The organism is Streptomyces sp. NPDC002690 (genome assembly GCF_053592415.1).
Genome location: NZ_JBSFVR010000017.1, coordinates 1 through 20,676, shown reverse-complemented (window position 1 = coordinate 20,676; position 20,676 = coordinate 1). Strand labels below are relative to the sequence as shown.

Below are 20,676 nucleotides of genomic sequence, written 5' to 3'. Positions count from 1 at the left end.
CCCGGGGTGGTCGCGGCCGGGTCAGCCGAGGGTGGGGTAGTCGGTGTAGCCGCGCTCGTCGCCGCCGTAGAGGGTGGCGCGGTTGGGGGTGTTGAAGGGGCCGCCGGCGGCGAGGCGGGCGGGGAGGTCGGGGTTCGCCAGGAAGAGCGCTCCGTACGCGATGAGGTCGGCGGTGCCGTCCTCGATGAGGGCCAGCGCGTCGGGGCCGGTCGGCTCCTGGCCGGTGAACGGGTTGAGGATGAAGGTGCCGGTCCACTCCTTGCGCAGCTGCAGGACCAGGTCGCGGGCCCCGGGGGCCTCCATGACGTGGAGGTAGGCGAGACCGAGGGGGGCGAGGGCGCGTACGAGGGTGGTGTAGGTGGCCTCGACGTCGGCGGTGTCGCTCTCGTCGATGTCGTTGAAGGGGTTGGCCGGGGAGAGGCGCAGGCCGACCTTGTCGGCGCCGATGGCGTCGACGACGGCCTGGGTGACCTCGGTGGCGAACCGGGTGCGTGCCTCGGGCGAGCCGCCCCAGGCGTCGGTGCGCCGGTTGGAGTTCGGGGCGAGGAACTGGTGGATCAGGTAGCCGTTGGCGCCGTGCAGCTCGACGCCGTCGAAGCCGGCTTCGATCGCGTTGCGGGCGGCGGTGGCGAAGTCCTGGACCGTCTCCTTGACTTCCACGTCGGTCATCTCGTGCGGGGTGACGAAGTCCTGCGGGCCTTCGTGGGTGTAGACCTGCCCCTTCGCGGCGACCGGGGACGGGCCGAGCGGCTGCTGTCCGATCAGGGTCGGGTGGCTGACGCGCCCGGTGTGCATCAGCTGGAGGTAGATCACGCCGCCTTCGGCGTGCACCGCGTCGGTCACCTTGCGCCAGGCGGCGACCTGCTCGGCGGAGTGGATGCCCGGGGTGTCGGGGTAGCCCTGGCCGACGGCGGAGGGCTGCGCGCCCTCGGACACGATCAGTCCGGCACCGGCCCGCTGCGCGTAGTAGGTGGCCATCAGATCGGTCGGCGTCTGGCCCTCCCCGTAGGCGCGGCTGCGGGTCATCGGCGCCATCACGATGCGGTTCTTCAGCGTCGCGTCGCCCAGCTGGTGGGACTCGAAAGCCTTCGACATGGAGCACTCCTTGCTCGGCTAAATTCTCATGTTCGGCCTGTTGGCCGCAGCTCCATAAGAGCATTACTTGTTCGAACAAGCAAAGTCGGGTTACTGTTCCCACGCCAACGTGACGGTCACCACGCCGCCTCGCCGACGAGGCCGCCACCCATCAGGGAATTTTTCTCAACAATCGTTGAGTTCTACGGGGTGGGACTCCGCACGGAGCTCCACCGCTTTCCCCCGCACCAAGGATCTGATCGCATGATTCCCGACTACACCGAGCGCTCCATCGCGGAACTCGTCTCCCTCTCCGGCCGCACCGCCGTGGTCACCGGCGGCGCCGCGGGCGTCGGCGCCGCCATCTCCCGCCGCCTGGCCGAAGCGGGCGCCAACGTCGTCGTCGCCGACCGCGACGACGTCGCCGCGAAGGCCACCGCCGAGGAGCTGCGGGGTCTGGGCTGGAGCGCCGAGGCCGCCGCCGCCGACATCACCGACCCGCAGCAGGTCGTGGGTCTCGCCGACCTCGCGGTCGAGCGCTTCGGCTCGCTCGACATCTGGGTCAACAACGCCGGCGCGTACCCCTCCAGCCCGCTGATGGACATCACCGACGATCAGTGGGACCGCGTTCTGGAACTGAACCTGCGTGCCTCGTTCACCGGTGCGCGCGAGGCGGCCCGCCGCATGATCGACGCGAAGCGTCCCGGTGTGATCGTCAACATCGCGTCCACCGCGGCGTTCACCGTCGGCGGCGGCAACCCCGCCCACTACGTGGCCAGCAAGCACGGCGTCGCCGGTCTGACCAAGTCCCTGGCGGTCGAGCTGGGCCAGTACGGAATCCGCGCCGTCGCCGTCGCCCCCACGCTCACGGAGACGCCCGGCGTCGCCTACAAGCGCCAGGTCGAGAAGCTCGACGACGTGCTCGACGCGTACGGCGCCGGTCTTCCGCTGGGCCGCACGGGCCGCCCCGACGACATCGCGCGCGGCGTGCTGTTCGCCGCAAGCGACCTCGCGGGCTTCGTCACCGGCATCGTCCTGCCCGTCGACGGCGGAGACCTCGCGGCCTGACACCACCTCTCGCACGACGGCCTCGGCGCCGTGGGCACCGGCCCACGGCACCGAGGCCGTTCACGCAACGAGCACTGAGTCACCGCAGACGGGACGCTCAGCCCGCGAGTTCCTCGCGCACGGCCGGGACGACCTCCAGCGCGAAGCGGGTCAACTGGCGCAGGTGGTCCGCGTCGGGCCAGTAGACGAATCCGTTCATCCCGTGCTCACGCACGAGGCCGATGATCCGGTCGGCCCACTGCCTCACGTTCCCCTGGAACGGCTCGGCGGATTCGACGGGCCCGATCATCCCGTTGAGGTTGTAGACCTTGCGCAGTGCCGCCGGGTCACGGCCCGCGTCCCGTGCTGCCGCGTCGATCCGTGCGACGGCGTCCGCCAGGCGGTCCAGGCCGAAAAACCCGTACGAGGGAATCCAGCCGTCCGCCTTGCGGCCGGTGAGCGCCAGCATCCGGGGGCCGTATGCGCCGAGCCAGATGCCGAGTCCGGGCGAGGGCGCGGGCCCGGGGTGGAGTCCGGCGACCGAGTAGTGCTCGCCCTCGAAACGCACCGAGCGCTCACCGCTCCACATCAGCCGGGTGATCTCCACCGCCTCGTCGAGCGCGGTCACGGCATCCCCGGCCTCCCTGCGCGGGCCGCCCATGGCGGCGATCGCGTCCCAGAAGGCCCCTGTTCCCAGACCGAGTTGGATGCGCCCGGGAGCCAGGACGTCGAGGCTGGCCGCGGACTTCGCGAGTATCGCGGGCGGCCTCAGCGGCAGGTTGGCGACCGTGGGCACGAAGGCGACCTTCCGCGTGGCGCCGATCAGATAGCTGATCAGCGTCCACGCGTCGTAGAAGGCCGACTGGTACGGATGGTCCTGAACGGTGACGAGGTCGAGTCCCGCCTCCTCGACCTGCCGGGCCACCCGGAGCGGCTGCCCCGGGTCGGCCCACACCGGATCGACGTTGGCTCCGAACAGCACGGGAAGAGACACAGCGGCTCCCTGCTGGCCGGCTCGCGCGCACCGGTCCGAGTGTCCTGACGCGAGGCGGCGCACGGCCGCGCCACCATCACGCGTACCCGACCAGCGTAGGCGCGCTCGCCGCGGGGCGCCCGGTTCAGCCGGCGGCAGGCAGCCCCTCGCCCGGCCCCACGGGTGCGGCGGGGATACGGCGGTAGACGTCCTTCAGGTACAGCACCAGCGCGGCGCCGAGCACCCACACCGGCAGGATCACCAGGGCGCGGACGAAACCATCGTCCTGGAACCGGGAGATGCCTTGCATCGCGCGGACACCCACCCCGACGGGCAGGATGTCCGACAGCGGGCGCAGCCAGCCGGGGAGGTAGGCCGCCGGCATGATGCCGCCGCTGCTGCTGTTGCCGAGGATCAGCATGAGTATCGAGGCGAGGCTGACCCCCGCCGGCCCGAAGACCCGCAGCAGCACCATCGTCGTGGCGGCGACGGCGGCACCCATCAGGGCGACGACGACGGCGAGGGGGACGAAGGAGCCGGGCAGAGCACCGAAGCCGGCTCCTCCGGCGATCGCGGGGACCAGAATGCCGCCGACGACTCCGAACAGGGCGAGGCTGAGCATGCGCCAGCGGTACTGGAGCCGGGGAGCGAGCTGGTACGTCGTCATCCCGAACAGGTAGCCGGCCAGCACCAGGCCGAACGCCGCGTAGAAGACGGAGAGGCCGCGGGTGTCGCCCGCCGCTGCCGGAGCCACGTCCCGGAGTGCGAGGCCCTGGTGCTCGGCCTGCGCCACGGCTCCGAAGGCCGTGGTCACCGTCGCGGTGACGGCGGACCCGTTGGCACTTCCGTAGAGGAGGTTTCCCTCGCCGAGGTAGGCCGCGTACACGGACCTGTCCTGCACGGCGTCACGGGCGGACGTCTCGTCGGGGTAGGTCGTGAGGCTGAAGCCACCCGGCACGGCTCGCGCGAGTTCCTGCCGCAACTGCTCCTGCCGCGTCCCGGTCTCCGTCGTGCCCACGCGGAGCTGGTGGGGATGCGGTGCGTGGAAGGCGGCGAGGTAGACGCTGACGAACACGGTCCCGATCAGCAGGACGACTGCCACGGGGAGCAGGACGGCGCGCGTATTTCCCGGTCGGGGGCGCGGAGGGGACTCGTCCAGAGTGTGCTCATGAGGGGGGCGGGTGGTGACGTGCTGGGACAACGTGATTCCTAGATTGGAAGGCAACTGATATTATTTGTACCATCATAATCAGTTGCCTTACCAAAGGGGTCTGCGCGTGAACCGTCCCGACCGGCGCACCGGCTATGTCGCCTGGCAGATCGGCCAGATCATGGCGTCCCGGATCGAGCGCGCTCTGCGTCCCTTCCATCTGACCCTCGCGCAGAACAGCGCCTTGGCCCAGGCCGTGCTCGATCCGGGGGTCTCCAGCGCGACCGCGGCCCGGCGAGCGGCGATCACCCCGCAGTCCATGGGCAGCGCGGTCAACGGCCTGGTCGAGCGCGGGCTGCTGGAACGTCGCACCACCCCCACCGACCGGCGCACGCAACGACTGCACGCCACGGAGGCCGGAGAACGGCTCGCCGCGGAGGCGAGGGAAGCCCTGGACGTCACCCACGCGGAAGCCCTGAAAGCGCTGACGCCACAGGAACAGGAACAGGTCCACTCGACCCTGCTGAAACTGCTGGAGTCCCTCAACCCGTCAGCGATGGGCAACCACACGGCCTGACCGCAAAGCGAGCCGCGCGAGAGCCGGCCGGAGCCAAGGACCCGGACGCGTCCACCGGTACTCCACCAGCACGGCCGCCGACTGATGCCCACTCGGGGGCGCAGGGTGGGCAGGGTGATCTCGACAGTACCGATGCCTGCGCCACAGCAGCGAGGCGGCGCTCACGCAAGGCCCAGGCCGGGGAACTCTGCCGGGCGCCGAAGGCAGCGGGTGCCCGGTCGGCGGGGTCGATGGTCGCGGCACCCATGAACGCCGCGGCGGTCGCGGCCGGTGACCGATGAAAGCTTCCCCCTCGGTCTTCTCCGCGACCGCATGCCCAATGGCGTCACCCCGGCGACAATCGGGCGGCTGTCGCACACCCGCAGCCGCCGGGCGCCTCAGGACGGCGGCTCGCCGCACGCGCGGATCACGAACGTCCCGTCCACCCTGACCCAGGCGGGCTGTCTCCGGTGGAATCCGCTCGGGAACGGGTGGGGCCGCCCGCCGGCCCGGGCCCCCTACTGCACGTTGCGGGCGTGAGGCGGGGCGTAGGCGTCCGTGTCCAGGCCCCATGCCAGCACGCGGGCCGGGCGGATGCGAATGCGATCCGGGGTGAACCCGGGCCGCAGCGGATCCGCCGTGAGGACCTCCGCGACTCCTCGGATCTCGATGCCCCGCGGGCTCCAGGGGTCGACGGAGGCGAGGTCGTCGATCACGATCGAGACGCGCCCGTCGGCCTGAATGTTGCGGAACTTCTGACTGGCCGACAGGTTGCGACCACCCACGTCGATGGTGTCCAGTTCACGGTTGTAGGAGAACCCGACCGGACGTGTCTGCGGGCCCTTGTCCGGCCCGAGGGTCGACAGCCGGCCAAGAGGCTGACTGTCGAGGTAGGACTGCTCGGCTTCGGTGAACACGCTCATGGTGGTTCCCTTCTCAGGCGATCGTCACGACTGCTTCTGCTCTTCGGCCGGGGGCCGGGCACTGGCGTTCTCGATGAGCATCTGCAAGGTGCGGCTGAGGTGGGCCAGGCTCTCCTGCGGAATGCCCGCGGTCAGCTCAGCCAGTGTGCGGGCGACCGTGAGCCGCATGTCGGAGTAGCCGCGCATCGCCTGGTCGCTCAGCGCGAGCGGAGCCCGCCTGCCGGCACCCGGCTCGCCGACGCGGACCACCAGACCCTTTTCGACGAGGCGGCCCACCAGGCGTGAGGTCGCTCCGCCGTCCACGCCGATCGCCCTCGCGATCTCCCCGACCGTCCGCGCGCGCCCCTCGTGCAGCAGGTAGATCACTGCCCACTGCGCACCGGTGACACCCAGCGGTGCCAGAGCCTTCTCATGGGCGCCGTTGAGCGCGAGGACCGCTTGGTTCAGAAGAAAGCCAGGGCTGTCCTCCGGCGTCGTCAGTCCCGGCACACGACCACCCTTCCGAACGAAGCGGCGGGACGGCTCCCACCACGACCAAAGTACTGCCTAGGCAGCAGTTACGCGAGACCCGCCACCGATGAGTTCACCCCCGGCCAACCTGCGGCGCAGCCGCGCGAAACAGGTGCGGGCACGGCAACGATCACGACGCATCCTCCCGGCATCACTCCGGGCCGCGGCATCTCTCACAGGCGACTCACAGCGCACACACACGGTTGCCTCCGGGCTGCGGTCCTTCAAGTAGTGAACTCGAAGGTGTACGAAAAAGACCTGTGCACCGAAGTCTTGACGGCATATGCGGCACCGGCTGAGACTCACGCCGTACTCGCATCGAAGCGAAGAGCAACACCGGCACGTCAGGGCCGGTGTCGCGATCCCGCTCGGTGCGGTGCGTCCAAGGCCGGGTTGCGGGACCCGGCTTTCCACGCCGCGTCCGCCGGGAGACCCGCACTCCCGAGGCGCGTGGCGAACCCTCACCGGAAGGGCCACAGCCATGTCAGGCGACCCGCTCCTCACCCCGTCCGAGTCCCGGCCCACCACCGCCGAGCACACCCGCCGCGCCATCCTGCAGAGGCTGGGCGGTACCGCCGCCGCCTTCGCCTTCATCGCCGCCGCGGGCCCGCTCTCCTCCTCCCCCGCCGCAGCGGCATCGCCCACCACCGGCGCTTCCCGCACCCGCGACAACCGCGTCGCGGCACTGCTGCGCAAGCTCACGCTGGACGAGAAGCTCTCCCTCGTCCACGGCGCGACGGACCCCCAGCGCCTCGGACAGGCCGGCTACCTGCCGGGCATCAGCCGCCTGGGCATCCCCGAGCTGCGCCTCACCGACGGGCCCGCCGGGGTCAACGTGGCACGGTCCGCGACCGGGCTGCCCCCGGTCTCCACGCTCGGGGCCACCTTCAACCGCGAACTCGCCCAGGAGTACGGCGCAGTGATGGGCCGCGAGGGCCGGGCACTGAGCATGGACGTACTGCTCGCCCCGCAGATCGAGCTGTCCCGCTCGCCGCTGTGGAGCCGCAACAAGGACCAGTCCGGCGAGGACCCGTACCTCAACGGCGTCATCGGCGCCGCACAGGTCCAGGGCATCCAGGCGCAGGGCATGTTCGCCCAGGCGAAGCACTTCCTCGCCAACAACCAGTCCGTCGGGCAGAACACCTCCGACTTCGTCATCGACGAGCGCACCCTGCACGAGATCTACCTGCCCGCCTGGGAGGCCGTGATCCAGGCCGGTGTCGCCTCGGTGATGGCCGCGTACAACCACATCAACGGCGAGTGGAACGGCTCCAACGCCACAACCCTCACCGACATCCTCCGCGGCGAGCTGGGCTTCGAGGGCTTCGTCACCTCCGACTGGGGCGCCACCCACAGCACGTCGATCGCGGCCGGCCTCGACATGCAGATGCCCAACGGCAGTTACTTCGGCGACCCGCTCAAGGCGGCCGTGCTGAACGGCAGCATCCCCGAGTCCGCCGTCGACACGGCGGTCGGCAGGCTGCTCGGCCGCTACGACGCCTTCGGGCTGCTGGACGGCAGCCGCAAGAAGGCGCCGAAGGCCGTCGACGTGGCGGAGGGCGCCCGCGTCGCCCGCGAGGTCGCCACCCAGGGCGCCGTCCTGCTCACCAACAACGGCGGACTCCCGCTGAGCGGAGCCGCGCTGGCGAACCTGGCGCTCATCGGACCGACCGCCGGGCAGGTCGCCGTCACCGTCGCGGGCGAGCGCGCCTACGGCTTCGAGGACCGGATGGTCGGCCCCCTGGACGCCCTGCGCCGTACCGCCCGCAACGCCCGGATCGGTTACGAGGTCGGTCTGGACCTCACCGGCAGAGCCGTCCCCGCCTCGGCGTTCCCCTCGGGCCTGACCCGTACGGACGCCTCCGGCGCCACGTCCACCGACCACACCGTCGACTTCACCGGCGCACACGCCTTCGACGCGGGTACCACCGCCACCTGGACCGGCACCCTGGTGCCCCCGTCCACCGGCGAGTACGCCCTCAAGATCCAGGGCTGGGGCGCCTCCCTGTCGCTCTCGCTCGACGGTACCCAGATCGCCACCGCCGCCTCGGTCCGCGACGCGTTCACCCGCAAGTGGTCCAGCATCGTGCCCACCACCGACGGCCTGGACAACGGCCAGACCACCGGCGTCCTCACCGGCGGCCGCTCCTACCAGGTGAAGATCACCGCGACGGCATGGGCCGAGACCGTCACCGACCGGGGTCCGGTCCAGGTCCGGTTCGCCTGGGTCACCCCCGAGCAGGCCGCCGCCGACGTCAAGGCCGCCGTCGCCCTCGCCCGCCGGGCCCACACCCCCGTCGTCTTCGCCTTCAACGGAACCGGAGGCTCCTTCGGCTCTGCCGCCGAAACCGGATCGCTCGCCCTTCCCTCCCACCAGGACGACCTGATCACGGCCGTGGCGAACGCCAACCCCCGCACCGTCGTCGTCCTCACCGTGGGCGGCCCCGTGGAACTGCCCTGGCGCAAGAAGGTCGCCGCGATCCTGCACGCCGGATACACCGGCCAGGAAGGCGGCTGGGCCGTCGCCGACCTCCTCCTCGGCCGGGCCAACCCCAGCGGACGCGTCATCGTCACCTACCCGAACAAACTGACCGACCACCCCGTCCACGACCCCGCCCACCCGGAGCGCTACCAGGGCATCGACAACGTCGTCACCTACAGCGAAGGCGTCTTCACCGGCTACCGGGGCTTCGACAAGGCCGGCATCACCCCGCTCATGCCCTTCGGCCACGGCCTGTCCTACACCCGCTTCGGGTACAGCCACCTCTCCGTGGAATCCACCCGGGACGGCGGCCTGAGTATCTCCTTCACCCTCACCAACGAAGGCCGGACCAGAGGGGCCGAGGTTCCCCAGCTCTACCTGGGCTCACCCCAGGGCGCACCCGTCGAACTCCCCGTACGCGCCCTGGCCGCCTTCGACTGGATCGACCTCGCCCCCGGCGCCTCCCGCCGCATCACCCTCAAGGCGACCGCGCGGCAGCTCTCCTACTGGGACACCGCCCGCTCCCACTGGGTCCGCACCACCGGCCGCCGAAACATCTACGTCGGAGCCTCGTCCCGCGACATCCGACTGACCGGCACCGGCCGATAGCCAGCCCGGCGGAGTTCTCCCTGCCTCACAGCCACCCAGGGAGAACTCCGCCGTCATGCACAGGCACCACCACCGAGGTCGAGACTTTCCCGGCTTCCCCGACGGCCCGACCTGATGAGCAGGATGCGGACCCAGGCTGAGAAGTTCGACGCACAAATGATCAACGGCGACATAAGCGCCGTCGACCTCACCGGCCAGCCCGTCAAGCTCCTGACCGACGCGGCTGGCACCGTCCAACACGCCAGACCGTCATCGTCGCGACCGGCTCCGGCTACCGTCGCGACGGCCGCCGATTCAGTATCGCCTTCTTCAGCGCTTCGTGGGTCGCGCGGTCCCACAGCCCCTCGCACAGCCGTACGGGGTTCCCGTCCTTGCCGAGCACCGGCTTGTGCTGGTGCATCAGGTAGCCGAGCGTGGCCTCGGACAGGAGCATGTTCTTCAGACTCTGCGGGGACCACGGCCGGCCTCCGGCCGGCTTGCCATACATCGTGGCCAGGTGGTCTGCGGGCGAAGGCTCCCCCGCACGATTGAGACGCGCCGCCTCGGCTGCTGACGGTGACCTTCTCGGGATCGGCCAGGATACGACGCGCAACCTCTTGCAATACCTCCGAGGCATGCGGGTGCGGCTCGACGTGATCGACTTTGCCCCCCATGACCTTCCGCACGTACTGGAAGCCGTGGGACGGCTTGCCTTTCGGCCGGCCTGCTGCCCTGATCTTGACCGTGGCGTCACGGTTGCGGCGCTGGATCGCACGCAGTTCCATCTGCGCGCCCCACGCCTCCATGGTGAAACGGTTCTCGTCAGCCGGGTCGTCCAACTCCCACGGGCCGTCGTGCCCGTACGTGACGAGCATCCGCTTCTCGTCCCGCATCTTGTAACCGGTGTTCAGGCAGTCGACGACGCTTCGGCCCAGCCGGTCGACGGCGGCTGAAACGAGCCCGTCGTAGGGGCCCCTTTCGTCACGGAGCCAAGGACCGAGCCTCGGACGGGTCATGGGGTCGGTCGCGCCCGAAACTTCCCAGTCGTCTGCCCAGCCGATGATGTGCGCGCCCACGGATGCGGCAGCCGCAAGCACATCCTCCCGCTGGCGCTCAGGGGACGAGATCGCCAGCTTTACGCGCGACAGACGCCGCACTCCGAGCAGGCATTTGCCACATCCGTCGTAGGGACGTTCGATCACAGGCGGGGTCGTACCGTGCAAGATTCTCTCCGTTCGCGCACGCATGGTACGGAGAATCGGCGGCAGCACCCCTGGAAGCGATCTTGGTCAGCCCAGGAAGCTCAGACGAACCTGACGGTTGTAATTAGCGATGTTGGTGTCCACCAGGCACACCGACTGCCAGGTCCCCAGTTCCAGGCGGCCGGCGATCACCGGCAGGGTCGCGTGGGGCGGTACGAGGGCGGGGAGGACGTGGTCGCGGCCGTGGCCCGGGGTGCCGTGGCGGTGCTGCCAGCGGTCGTCGGCGGGGAGCAGGGTGTGCAGGGCCGCCAGCAGGTCTTCGTCGCTGCCCGCGCCGGTCTCCAGGACTGCGATTCCGGCCGTCGCGTGGGGCACGAAGATGTTGAGCAGCCCGTCCCGGCCGGCGGCGGCACGGGACAGGAACTGTTCGCAGTCGTGGGTCAGGTCGGTGACCGTCTCCGTGTTCCCGGTCGTGAGGTGCAGGACGTGCGTGGTGAAGGAATCAGGCATGGTGCCATCCTCCCGCCCGGGGCCGCCGGGCGCCCCATGGCGGTCGGTCGGCGGCCCCGGGCGGGCGTCGCCCGCTCCGGGAGAAGCGGGAAGAGGATGCGCACCTCCGGAGTTGGTAGAAGCGTGAACGATTCCGGGATGGTGCGGGCGACGGACGTGGTGGTGATCGGCGCGGGGCAGGCCGGGCTGGCTGCCGCCCACCACCTGGCGCGGGTCGGCTTGGAGCCGGACCGCGATTTCGTCGTGCTCGACCACGCACCGCGTCCGGGTGGCGCCTGGCAGTTCCGCTGGCCTTCTCTGACGTACGGCAAGGTGCACGGGATGCACTCACTTCCGGGCATGGAACTGACCGGTGCCGACCCGGACCGGCCCTCCTCCGAGGTGATCGGCGCGTACTTCGACGCGTACGAGCGCCGCTTCGGGCTCAGGGTGCACCGGCCGGTGGACGTCAGAGCGGTCAGGGAGGCGACCGATGAGGGCGGCGGGGGGCGGCTGCTGGTCGAGACGTCCGAAGGGACGTACGCGACACGGGCGCTGATCAACGCGACCGGTACCTGGGACCGGCCGTTCTGGCCGCGCTACCCGGGGCAGGAGACGTTCCTCGGGCGCCAGCTCCACACGTCCGGCTACCCAGGACCGGAGGGGTTCGCCGGGCTGCGGGTGGTGGTGGTCGGCGGCGGGGCTTCCGGTACGCAGCACCTGATGGAGATCGCCGACTCAGCGGCGGCCACGTACTGGGTGACCCGGCGCGAGCCCGTCTTCCGCGAGGGTCCGTTCGGACCTGAGCAGGGCCGTGCCGCCGTCGCGTTGGTGGAGGAGCGGGTACGCCGGGGGCTGGCACCCCGGAGCGTGGTGAGTGTGACCGGCCTGCCGCTCAACGACGCCGTCCGCGAAGCGCGGGCGCGCGGGATTCTCGACCGGCTGCCGATGTTCGACCGCATCACCCCGACCGGGGTGGCCTGGGACGACGGACGGATCGCCGACGTCGACGCCGACGTGATCCTCTGGGCGACCGGATTCCGGCCCGCCGTCGACCACTTGGCACCGCTGGGGCTGCGGGAGCCCGGCGGCGGCATCCGGGTGGAGAACACGCGGGCGGTACGGGACGGGCGGGTCCATCTGGTGGGCTACGGCCCCTCCGCCAGCACCATCGGCGCCAATCGCGCCGGGCGCACCGCGGTGCGTTCGGTCGTGCGGCTGCTGGCGGGGAGTCCCGCGGCGACGCCCGTCGTCACGGGCAGTGCGGCCTGAGCCGGGCCTGAGCGCCGTGACGGGCTGCCTCGGACCGTCATCCGGCGGATGCGGCGCTCTCCCGGTTCTCCCGGTTCCGGTTGAACTCGACGACGTTCCGCTGATGCTGCGCGTAGTTCTCGGTGAAGCGCGTGTCCCCCGGTCCGACCGTCACGAAATACAGCCATGGACCGGGGGCAGGACCGATGGCGGCCCGCATCGCCTGTTCGCCGGGGTTGCCGATGGGGGTGGGCGGGAGCCCCTTGCGCCGATAGGTGTTGTAGGGGCTGTCGATCCTGGTGTCCTCGCTGGTGGTGTCCAGCGTGGAGCGCCGCAGGGCGTAGTTGAGCGTCGAGTCCATCTGCAGGGGCATGTCCCGGCGCAGGCGGTTGTAGACGACCCTGCCCACCTTCCCCATGTCCACGGTGGTGTCCGCCTCCGCCTGGATGACGCTGGCGAGCGTCACCGCCTGGTAGGCGGAGATGCCGTTGTGAGGCGCTCCGGCAGCGATCCGGTCGTTCCCGAAACGCTGGGACGCCGTGGCCACCATGTAGCGGAGCAGACTCCGTGGGGTCGTGTCGGAGCGGATGGGATAGGTGGCCGGGAAGAGGTACCCCTCCGGATTGCCGTGAGCGGCCGCCGGCAGCGGCAGTCCCGCCCCGGGCACCGCCTTCTCGGTGGTGCCCGGCGGAACTGCGAGAGCGTGGTCGACGGCCGCGTAGACCTGGCCGGCCCGCCACCCCTCGGGAATCACCAGGGAGGCGGCCTCCTCGACGCCCTCCTCCGGACCGTCCTTCAGAACCAGCAAGGGGGCCGCGACCGTGGCGGCGGCCACGAGCGCGCCTGCGAGGAGCAACACCGCCTTGCCCCGTCGTGTGGGGCGCAGCCTCCGGCGGTGCCGGAAAGTACCGGGCTCGTTCACCATGCGGGCACGATAACCGTACAAATGCCTCGGCTCCGCGGGATCGGCGCTCGACACCCGGTAACCCTGCTGCCGGGTGATGGGCGACCACCTTCCAGGATGGCCGGGAATCCGCCCGCGGCCGAATCCGGGGCGGCGTGAGGCCACCACCCGCGATGGAGTCCAGGACGGCCGGAACCCGTCCGCGCCCGGCGCCCCCGGACAGGCGGAACGCCGTACGCCCGCAACCCGAGGCGGCCGGAACCCGGCGCGGGCGGGTCAGCCCGCCGCGGGTGCCAGTCGGGTGTCACGGCGGATGAGGGCGGCGTAGCGGCCGTCCCGCGCGAGGAGTTCCTCGTGTGTACCTCGCTCGACGGTCCGGCCGCCCTCCAGTACGACGATCTGGTCCGCGTCCCGGATGGTGGAGAGGCGGTGCGCGATGGTGAGCGTGGTGCGGCCGGCCGAGAGGGCGTCGATCGCCTCCTGGACGGCGTGCTCCGTGCGGGTGTCGAGGGCGCTGGTCGCCTCGTCGAGCACCAGGATCGGAGGGTCTCTCAGGATGGTGCGGGCGATGGCGAGGCGCTGCTTCTCGCCGCCGGAGAAGCGGTAGCCGCGCTCGCCGACGAGGGTGTCGTAGCCGTCGGGGAGTGACGCGATGTGGTCGTGGATCTGCGCGGCACGCGCCGCCGCCTCGATCTCCTCGTCGGTGGCGTCGGGCTTGGCGAAGCGGAGGTTTTCGGCGACGGAGGCATGGAAGAGGTAGGTCTCCTGCGAGACCACTCCGACCGCTCTCGCGAGGGAGTCGAAGTCGAGGTCCCGTACGTCGACGCCGTCGATCGTCACACGGCCGGCGGTGACGTCGTACAGCCTGGGCACGAGGTAGCTCAGGGTGGATTTGCCGGATCCGGTGGGGCCGACCACCGCCAGGCTGCTGCCCGCGGGCACCTTCACGTCGATGTCGTCGAGGGTGGGCCCGCTCTTCTCGTCGTAGCCGAAGTCGACGTGCTCGAAGGCGACCTCCCCGCGGATGCGTTCCAGCCGCACGGGGTTCGCGGGCTCCGTGATGTCGACCTTGAGATCCAGGTACTCGAAGATGCGCTGGAAGAGCGCGAGGGACGTCTGCATCTGGACGCCCGTGGCGAGCAGGCTCACCGCGGGCCGGAAGAGCCCCTGCTGGAGCGAGACGAAAGCGACGAGGGTGCCGATGGAGACGGCCGTGCTGCCGGAGCTCAGGGTCAGGCCGGCCGCCCAGTAGATGACGGCGGGCATGGCGGCCATGACGATGCCGATGGTCGACATACGCCAGCGTCCCGCCATGTTGGCGCGGACCTCCAGGTCCACCAGCTGCTCCGACTCCTCCGCGAAGCCCTTGATCAGCGAGTCGGAACGACCCATCGTGCGGCCGAGCAGGATGCCGCTGACGGAGAGGGATTCGGTGACGGTCGCCGCCATCGCGGCCATCTGGCGCTGCCGCTGAGTGGTGATCTTCTTCCGCTCGCTTCCGACACGGCGGCTGATCCAGACGAAGACGGGCATCAGGAGCAGCGAGACGAGGGTGAGCCGCCAGTCGAGCGCGATCATCGCGACGACGGTGGCGACGACGGCGGTCAGATTCGAGACCAGGGACGTGGCGGTGGAGGTGACGGTCGCCTGCATCCCGCCGATGTCGTTGGCGATGCGGGACTGCACCTCACCGGTACGCGTCCTGGTGAAGAAGGCCAGGGGCATGCGCTGGAGCTGCGTGTAGACGCCGGTGCGCAGGTCGTGCATGACGCGCTGGCCGACCGTGGTCGAGATCAGGGTCTGGAGGACGCCGAAGACACTGTTCATCACGGCGGTGGCGATCATCCCGAGCGCCAGCAGTGTGAGCAGGCCGGTGCGCCCCTGCGGTATGGCGGTGTCGAGGATCTCGCGGAGCAGGAAGGGGGAGGCGACCGACACCAGCGAGGAGGCGCCGACCAGCAGCCCGACCAGCGCGAGACGGCCTCGGTAGGGGCGGAAAAGGCGGAGGATGCGGCCCACTTCGGCGGGCGGCTGACTGCCGTCCTTGGGCGGGGGCGTCCAGGTGGGTCCGTCGGGTTTCATGGGCTCCTTCACGGGGGTGCGGCGGTACGGAGGGAGGGGAGGGCGCGCACAGAGGGACGGGCGGCCCCCGCGTGGCGTACCGGCGGGCGCGGACCCGGCCTCCGCGGGAGCGGAGGGACGGCCGTCCGTAGGTCCCCGGACACACGGACGGGCGAGCAGGCGAGCGAGGGCGGGACGGGCGCCACCACAGGGCGGCGATTCCGAACCACGAAGAGCGTACCTCACTGTTACCTATACTCACAATGAACCAGGTCCTGATATTGTTCCGGCATGGACTCCCCCGAATCGGACGGCCACCTCGCCGAGCAGCTCCTGCGGCTCACCCGCCGGCTCAACCGCATCCAGAGCCGCCAGCTGGAGCCGATCGGCATCACGCCCGCGCAGTTCCGTCTGCTGCGCGCGGTCGCGATGTACGACTCCGCACCCCGGATGGCCGATCTCGCCCAGCGGCTGGAGGTCGTCCCGCGTGCCGTGACCAGCCTGGTGGACGGTCTGGAGTCGGTCGGCCAGGTGCGCAGGGCGCCCGATCCGGCGAACCGTCGCGTGGTCCGCATCGAGATCACCGACACGGGCCGGGCCACCCTCGGGTCGCTGCGCGACGCGCGCCGAGCCGCCGCGGAGGAGATCCTGGCACCGTTGACCGCCGAACAGCGCGAGGTGCTCGGCGGGCTGCTGACCGCCTTGGTCGACGGACTGCCGGGGCGTCGCTGCTGATTCGTCGGCGCCGGGGCGTCGCTGCTGATTCGTCGGCGCCGAGCCGTGTCGACGCGGATTCGTCGGCGCCGAGCGGTGTCGGCACTGATCCCCGTCGCTGCCCAGCCGTCGCCGTACCCGGACACGGGAGGACCGTGTCCGGCCGTTCGAAGGGATGCCCCGGATGCCGCTGCTGGAGCCGGACCCGGAGGCCCTCCGCCCGGGCGGGACACGCGGGGCGGCCCCCGACCGCGTCTCCGACCGGAGTGCGGCGGGCACCCCCGAGCCTCTGCGCTCGGAGCTGACCGCTCTGCTGGGGGCGGGGAAGGTGCTCTGGAAGGTCTCCGACCTGGTGAAGTACGCCTCGGACGCCAGCCCGTACCGCTTCCTGCCCCGGGTCGTGGTGGTCGCCGAGGACGTGGACGACGTCTCGGCGGTGCTGTCGTACGCGCACGGCAAAGGGCGGAACGTCGTCTTCCGGGCCGCCGGCACCAGTCTGAACGGCCAGGCCCAGGGCGAGGACATCCTGGTCGACGTCCGCCGCCACTGGTCCGGAGTGACGGTCCTGGACGGCGGCGCGCGGGCAAGGATCCGCCCCGGCACCACGATCGCCCGGGCCAACGCCACCCTTGCCCGGTACGGCCGGGTGCTCGGCCCCGACCCGGCCAGTGCCATCGCCTGCACGGTCGGCGGTGTCGTCGCCAACAACGCCTCCGGGATGACCGCCGGCACCACCCGGAACTCCTACCGGACGGTCTCCTCCCTCTCCTTCGTCCTGCCGGGCGGCACGATGGTCGACACCGCCGACCCGGCCGCCGACGAGCTCCTCGCGCACGCGGAGCCCCACCTCTGCGCGGGCCTGATGGCGCTGAAGGCGGAGATCGGGGCGGACGAGGCACTGACCGCGCGCATCCGCGCCAAGTACGAGATCAAGAACACCAACGGCTACCGGCTGGACGCGTTCCTGGACGGTGCGACGCCGGTGGAGATCCTGCGCGGGCTGATGGTCGGCTCCGAGGGCACCTTCGGCTTTCTCTCGGAGATCGTCTTCGACACGCTGCCGCTCGACCGGCGGACCTCCACGGCGCTGCTCTTCTTCCCCTCACTGACCGCCGCCGCCACCGCCGTACCGCTGTTCAACGCGGCGGGAGCGCTCGCCGTGGAGCTGATGGACGGCAACACCCTGCGCGCCTCGGTCAGCGTGCGGGGCGTGCCCGCCGACTGGTCGGCGCTCCCCCGGGAGACGACGGCCCTGCTGGTCGAGTTCCGGGCCCCCGACGAGGCGGCCCAGGAGGCGTACGAGCGCGCGGCGGCCGAGGTGGTGGCGGGGCTCCCCCTGGTCGCCCCGGCGGCGTCGGTCACCAACGCGTTCACCCGCGACCCGGGGACGATCAACGGGTACTGGAAGGCCCGCAAGGCCTTCGTGACGGCCGTGGGCGGCTCGCGCCCGGCCGGCACCACACTGATCACGGAGGACTTCGCGGTCCCGCCGTCCCGGCTTGCGGAGGCCTGCGAGGCGCTGCTGGAACTCCAGGCGCGCCACGGCTTCGACGCGGCGGTGGCCGGTCACGCGGCCCACGGCAACCTCCACTTCCTCCTCGCCTTCGACGCGGGTGTCCCCTCCGACGTCGAGCGGTACGCCGCGTTCATGGACGAGTTCTGCACGCTGGTGGTGGACCGGTTCGACGGTTCGCTGAAGGCCGAGCACGCCACCGGCCGCAACATCGCCCCCTTCCTGGAGCGCGAATGGGGCCCTCGGGCGACCGAGCTGATGTGGCGTACGAAGAGACTGATCGATCCGGACGGGGTGCTGGCACCCCGGGTGGTCCTCGACCGAGATCCCCGGGCGCATCTGCGCGGTCTGAAGACGATCCCCTCCGTGGAGGCGGTCGCGGACCCGTGCATCGAGTGCGGCTTCTGCGAACCCACCTGCCCCAGCCAGGACCTCACCACCACCCCGCGCCAGCGGATCGTGCTGCGGCGGGAGATGCTGCGCCAGCCCGACGGCTCCCCCGTCGAGGACGCCCTGCTCGACGCGTACGGCTACGACGCGGTCGACACCTGCGCGGGCGACTCCACCTGCATGCTGGCGTGCCCGGTCGGCATCGACACCGGCGCGATGATGAAGGGTTTCCGCTCGCTGCGGCATTCGCCCCGTGAGGAGCGGATCGCGACGCTGACGGCTCGGCACTTCCGGGTGGTGGAGTCCGTCGCCCGTCTGGCCGTAGCAGCGGCGGACGGGCTCGGAGACCGGATGCGGGACCCGCTGCTGACGGCGGTGACCCGGCTCGCCCGCAAGGCGGTCCGCCCGGACCTGGTGCCCGAATGGCTGCCCGAGATCCCGCCGGCGGCCTCCCGCAGGCTGCCGCCCACCGTGCGCGCAGGGGCGCACGCGGTGTACTTCCCGGCCTGCGTGAACCGCATCTTCGCCGGCCCGGCCGGGGAGCGGGAGCCGTCACTGGCGCACTTCCTCGTCGCCCTTTCCGCCCGCGCGGGCAAGCCGGTGTGGATTCCGGACGACGTGGCCGGGACCTGTTGCGCGACGATCTGGCACTCCAAGGGGTATGACGCCGCCAACGCCGTGATGGCCAACCGCGTCGTGGAGGCGGCGTGGGGCTGGACGGGCGGCGGCGCTCTGCCGCTGGTGGTCGACGCCACCTCCTGCACCCTCGGCATCGCGCGGGAGATCGTCCCGTACCTCACCGGTGAAAACCGCTCCCTGCACCGGGAGTTGACGGTCGTGGACTCCCTCGTCTGGGCCGCCGACGAGCTGCTCCCCCGGCTCACGGTGGAGCGCAGGACCGGGTCGGCCGTCGTGCACCCGACATGTTCGATGGAGCATCTGGAACTGGTCGACCGGCTGCGTACGCTCGCCGGGGCGTGCGCGGAGGAGGTGTTCCTGCCGGACGACGCGAAGTGCTGCGGGTTCGCCGGGGACCGCGGGATGCTGCACAAGGAGCTGACCGACTCGGCGACGGCCAAGGAGGCCGCCGAAGTCGACGGCCGAAGTCACGACGCCTACGTCTCCGCCAACCGGATGTGCGAGATCGGCATGACCCGGGCCACCGGGCACCCGTACCGCTCCGTCCTGGCGGAGTTGGAGCGGGCGACGCGCCCGTCCGGCTGACCTCTGGGGCCTCGCGGGCTCCGGGCGGGTCGGCCGGACGGGCGCGCGGGGTCAGCAGCCGGAGTCGGCGATGACGTAGGTGCCCGCGGCCGTCTGCTTCAGCGTGTGCGTGACGAAGAGGTTGTACAGCCCCATGTTCTGGTTCGAACCGTTGGCGTAGGTGTACCCGCCGCTGGTGTGGGCCCGGCCCGCCGTCACGTGGGCGTAGTTGCTGGCGGTGGTGCATGTCGGGGTGTATCCCGAGGTGGTGGCGGTGACCGCCGCGGAGGAGGTGCCGACCGTACCGTCGGCGGCGACCGCGGCGACGGTGTACGTGTACGAAGTCGCCGACGTCAGTCCGGTGTCCGTGAACGAGGTCGTGGTGGGCGTGCCGACCTGTGTACCACCCCGGTAGACGCGGTACGACGCCGCGCCCTGGACGGCGGACCAGGTCAGCGGGACCGTGGTGCCGGTCGTCGTGCCGGCCGCGAGTCCGGCCGGTGCGGGCAGCTTCTCGCCGCCCTCGCCCGGGTCGGTTCCGCCGCCGCCCTGCTGGTCGAGCCCCCAGAACTTGGCCGTGTAGTAGCTGGAGCAGATGGTGTCGAGGAAGTACGCGGCCGCCGTACCGCACTGTTCGGCGCCGGAGCCCGGGTCCACGGCGAGACCGTGGCCCATTCCGCTGATCTGGTAGAGCTGCACGGCGGGCTTCCCGGAGGCGTCGTCGTAGCTGGTCAGCGTGGTGGAGCCGGGGAGAGTCGTGGTGCTGGACGCGGTCTGCGAGATGCCGTGAACGTTGGTCCACTGGTCGCGCAGCTCGGTCGCGTTGACCGGATAGACGGTGTAGTCGGACGTCCCCTGCCAGATCGCGACGCGCGGCCACGGTCCGGCGTAACCCGGGTACTGGGCGCGGACCTTGTCGCCCCACTGGGCCGGGGTGAGGTTGAGGCTGCCGTACTGGCAGGTGGACGCGGCGGTCTGGCTGGTGGCGCACTGCGCGGGCAGACCGGAGGCGACGGAGCCGCCCGCGAACACGTCCGGGTACGCGGCGAGCATGTTCGCCGCCATGCCGCCGCCGGCCGACAGACCGGTGACGTACACCCGGTCCGCGTCCGAGCCGTACAGCGACTCGGCCTTGGTGACCATCTGGGCGAGGGAGGCCGCCTCACCCTGGCCGCGCGAGGTGTCGGAGGGGCTGAACCAGGTGAAGCAGGAGAGCTGGTTGTTGGCCGAGCTGGTCTGCGGGAACACCACGGCGAAGTGGTAGGTGTCGGCGAGCTTGGTCCAACCGCTGTTGGCGTAGTAGTCGTTGGCGGTCTGGGCGCAGCCGTGCAGGGCGACGACGAGGGGCGCACCGGACGGAAGGCCCGCCGGGACGTAGGTGTACATGGACAGGTTGCCCGGGTTGGAGCCGAAGCCGGTGACCGGTGTCAGGCCGGCGGCGGCGGCCGGGTGGGTGAGGACGGTGGTTCCGGCGGCTGCGAGGAGCAGACCGGAGACGGCGAGGCGTCCGATCCGCCGCGCGAGGCGGCCGAGAAGTGTGGGGCGGCGCACGGAGTACCTCCGGGGGGCGCGAGCCGTCGCTGGCGAGGACCCGGACGGGCAGCAGCATCGCGTACTCCGCGATCAGGTCGCAACCGCCGTTGGAG

Annotated in this window: 16 protein-coding genes and 1 pseudogene; 6 read left to right on the top strand and 11 right to left on the bottom strand. The window is 71.1% G+C overall.

All coding sequences use genetic code 11. The features are described 5' to 3' along the window. Nucleotides 1-21: 21 nt before the first annotated feature. Entirely contained in the window at nt 22-1,095 is a 1,074-nt protein-coding gene (locus ACWD3D_RS04435) for an alkene reductase (protein ID WP_451459420.1), read from the bottom strand. Nucleotides 1,096-1,338: 243 nt separating this feature from the next. Here ACWD3D_RS04435 and ACWD3D_RS04430 point away from each other — a divergent pair, with 243 nt between their 5' ends. Beyond that, entirely contained in the window at nt 1,339-2,142 is an 804-nt protein-coding gene (locus ACWD3D_RS04430) for an SDR family NAD(P)-dependent oxidoreductase (RefSeq protein ID WP_451459419.1), read from the top strand. Between the two features lie 97 nt (nt 2,143-2,239). Here the strand turns inward: ACWD3D_RS04430 and ACWD3D_RS04425 are convergent, their stop codons facing one another. Together ACWD3D_RS04425 and ACWD3D_RS04420 are read right to left on the bottom strand one after the other, a co-directional pair. Continuing rightward, on the bottom strand, nt 2,240-3,115 hold the full coding sequence (locus tag ACWD3D_RS04425) for an LLM class flavin-dependent oxidoreductase (RefSeq protein ID WP_451459418.1): 876 nt from the start codon (nt 3,113-3,115) through the stop codon (nt 2,240-2,242). A 124-nt stretch (nt 3,116-3,239) separates the two neighbouring features. Further along, nucleotides 3,240-4,196: an ABC transporter permease gene (locus ACWD3D_RS04420; protein WP_451459417.1), complete on the bottom strand. Its 957-nt coding sequence runs from the start codon at nt 4,194-4,196 to the stop codon at nt 3,240-3,242. Nucleotides 4,197-4,371: 175 nt separating this feature from the next. Between ACWD3D_RS04420 and ACWD3D_RS04415 the strand changes: the two genes are divergently transcribed. Then, nucleotides 4,372-4,821, top strand: coding sequence for a MarR family winged helix-turn-helix transcriptional regulator (locus ACWD3D_RS04415; RefSeq protein ID WP_451459416.1), 450 nt, complete (start codon nt 4,372-4,374; stop codon nt 4,819-4,821). 497 nt (nt 4,822-5,318) lie between these two features. Here the strand turns inward: ACWD3D_RS04415 and ACWD3D_RS04410 are convergent, their stop codons facing one another. Further along, a complete protein-coding gene (locus ACWD3D_RS04410; RefSeq protein ID WP_451459415.1) occupies nt 5,319-5,723 on the bottom strand; it encodes a PPOX class F420-dependent oxidoreductase in 405 nt (134 codons plus the stop codon). Between the two features lie 24 nt (nt 5,724-5,747). Next, nucleotides 5,748-6,212 carry a MarR family winged helix-turn-helix transcriptional regulator gene (locus tag ACWD3D_RS04405; protein WP_451459414.1) on the bottom strand — a complete coding sequence of 155 codons (465 nt, stop codon included), beginning with the start codon at nt 6,210-6,212 and terminating at the stop codon, nt 5,748-5,750. Between the two features lie 502 nt (nt 6,213-6,714). Here ACWD3D_RS04405 and ACWD3D_RS04400 point away from each other — a divergent pair. Continuing rightward, on the top strand, nt 6,715-9,324 hold the full coding sequence (locus ACWD3D_RS04400; RefSeq protein WP_451459413.1) for a beta-glucosidase: 2,610 nt from the start codon (nt 6,715-6,717) through the stop codon (nt 9,322-9,324). 271 nt (nt 9,325-9,595) lie between these two features. Here the strand turns inward: ACWD3D_RS04400 and ACWD3D_RS04395 are convergent, their stop codons facing one another. The 3 genes and pseudogenes from ACWD3D_RS04395 to ACWD3D_RS04385 all read right to left on the bottom strand — a co-directional run bounded on the left by ACWD3D_RS04395 (nt 9,596) and on the right by ACWD3D_RS04385 (nt 11,015). Beyond that, entirely contained in the window at nt 9,596-9,757 is a 162-nt protein-coding gene (locus ACWD3D_RS04395; protein WP_451459445.1) for a hypothetical protein, read from the bottom strand. 325 nt (nt 9,758-10,082) lie between these two features. After that, a pseudogene (locus ACWD3D_RS04390) lies at nt 10,083-10,550 on the bottom strand (recombinase family protein); the annotation flags it as partial. A gap of 42 nt (nt 10,551-10,592) precedes the next feature. After that, nucleotides 10,593-11,015 carry a secondary thiamine-phosphate synthase enzyme YjbQ gene (locus tag ACWD3D_RS04385; protein ID WP_451459412.1) on the bottom strand — a complete coding sequence of 141 codons (423 nt, stop codon included), beginning with the start codon at nt 11,013-11,015 and terminating at the stop codon, nt 10,593-10,595. A 141-nt stretch (nt 11,016-11,156) separates the two neighbouring features. Between ACWD3D_RS04385 and ACWD3D_RS04380 the strand changes: the two genes are divergently transcribed. Further along, nucleotides 11,157-12,266, top strand: a complete 1,110-nt coding sequence (locus ACWD3D_RS04380; RefSeq protein WP_451459443.1) for an NAD(P)-binding domain-containing protein — start codon at nt 11,157-11,159, stop codon at nt 12,264-12,266. Between the two features lie 37 nt (nt 12,267-12,303). Here ACWD3D_RS04380 and mltG read toward each other — a convergent pair whose 3' ends face one another. Beyond that, nucleotides 12,304-13,170, bottom strand: coding sequence for an endolytic transglycosylase MltG (mltG, locus tag ACWD3D_RS04375; RefSeq protein WP_451459411.1), 867 nt, complete (start codon nt 13,168-13,170; stop codon nt 12,304-12,306). A gap of 255 nt (nt 13,171-13,425) precedes the next feature. Continuing rightward, on the bottom strand, nt 13,426-15,231 hold the full coding sequence (locus ACWD3D_RS04370; RefSeq protein WP_451459410.1) for an ABC transporter ATP-binding protein: 1,806 nt from the start codon (nt 15,229-15,231) through the stop codon (nt 13,426-13,428). A gap of 270 nt (nt 15,232-15,501) precedes the next feature. Between ACWD3D_RS04370 and ACWD3D_RS04365 the strand changes: the two genes are divergently transcribed. Next, on the top strand, nt 15,502-15,945 hold the full coding sequence (locus ACWD3D_RS04365; protein WP_451459409.1) for a MarR family winged helix-turn-helix transcriptional regulator: 444 nt from the start codon (nt 15,502-15,504) through the stop codon (nt 15,943-15,945). Between the two features lie 163 nt (nt 15,946-16,108). Further along, nucleotides 16,109-19,051 (top strand): FAD-binding and (Fe-S)-binding domain-containing protein, encoded by a 2,943-nt coding sequence (locus ACWD3D_RS04360; protein ID WP_451459408.1) that lies wholly within the window; start codon nt 16,109-16,111, stop codon nt 19,049-19,051. 51 nt (nt 19,052-19,102) lie between these two features. On the opposite strand, the gene ACWD3D_RS04355 is transcribed toward ACWD3D_RS04360, so the two are convergent. Beyond that, nucleotides 19,103-20,581, bottom strand: coding sequence for an extracellular catalytic domain type 1 short-chain-length polyhydroxyalkanoate depolymerase (locus tag ACWD3D_RS04355; protein WP_451459407.1), 1,479 nt, complete (start codon nt 20,579-20,581; stop codon nt 19,103-19,105). Between the last annotated feature and the right edge of the window lie 95 nt (nt 20,582-20,676).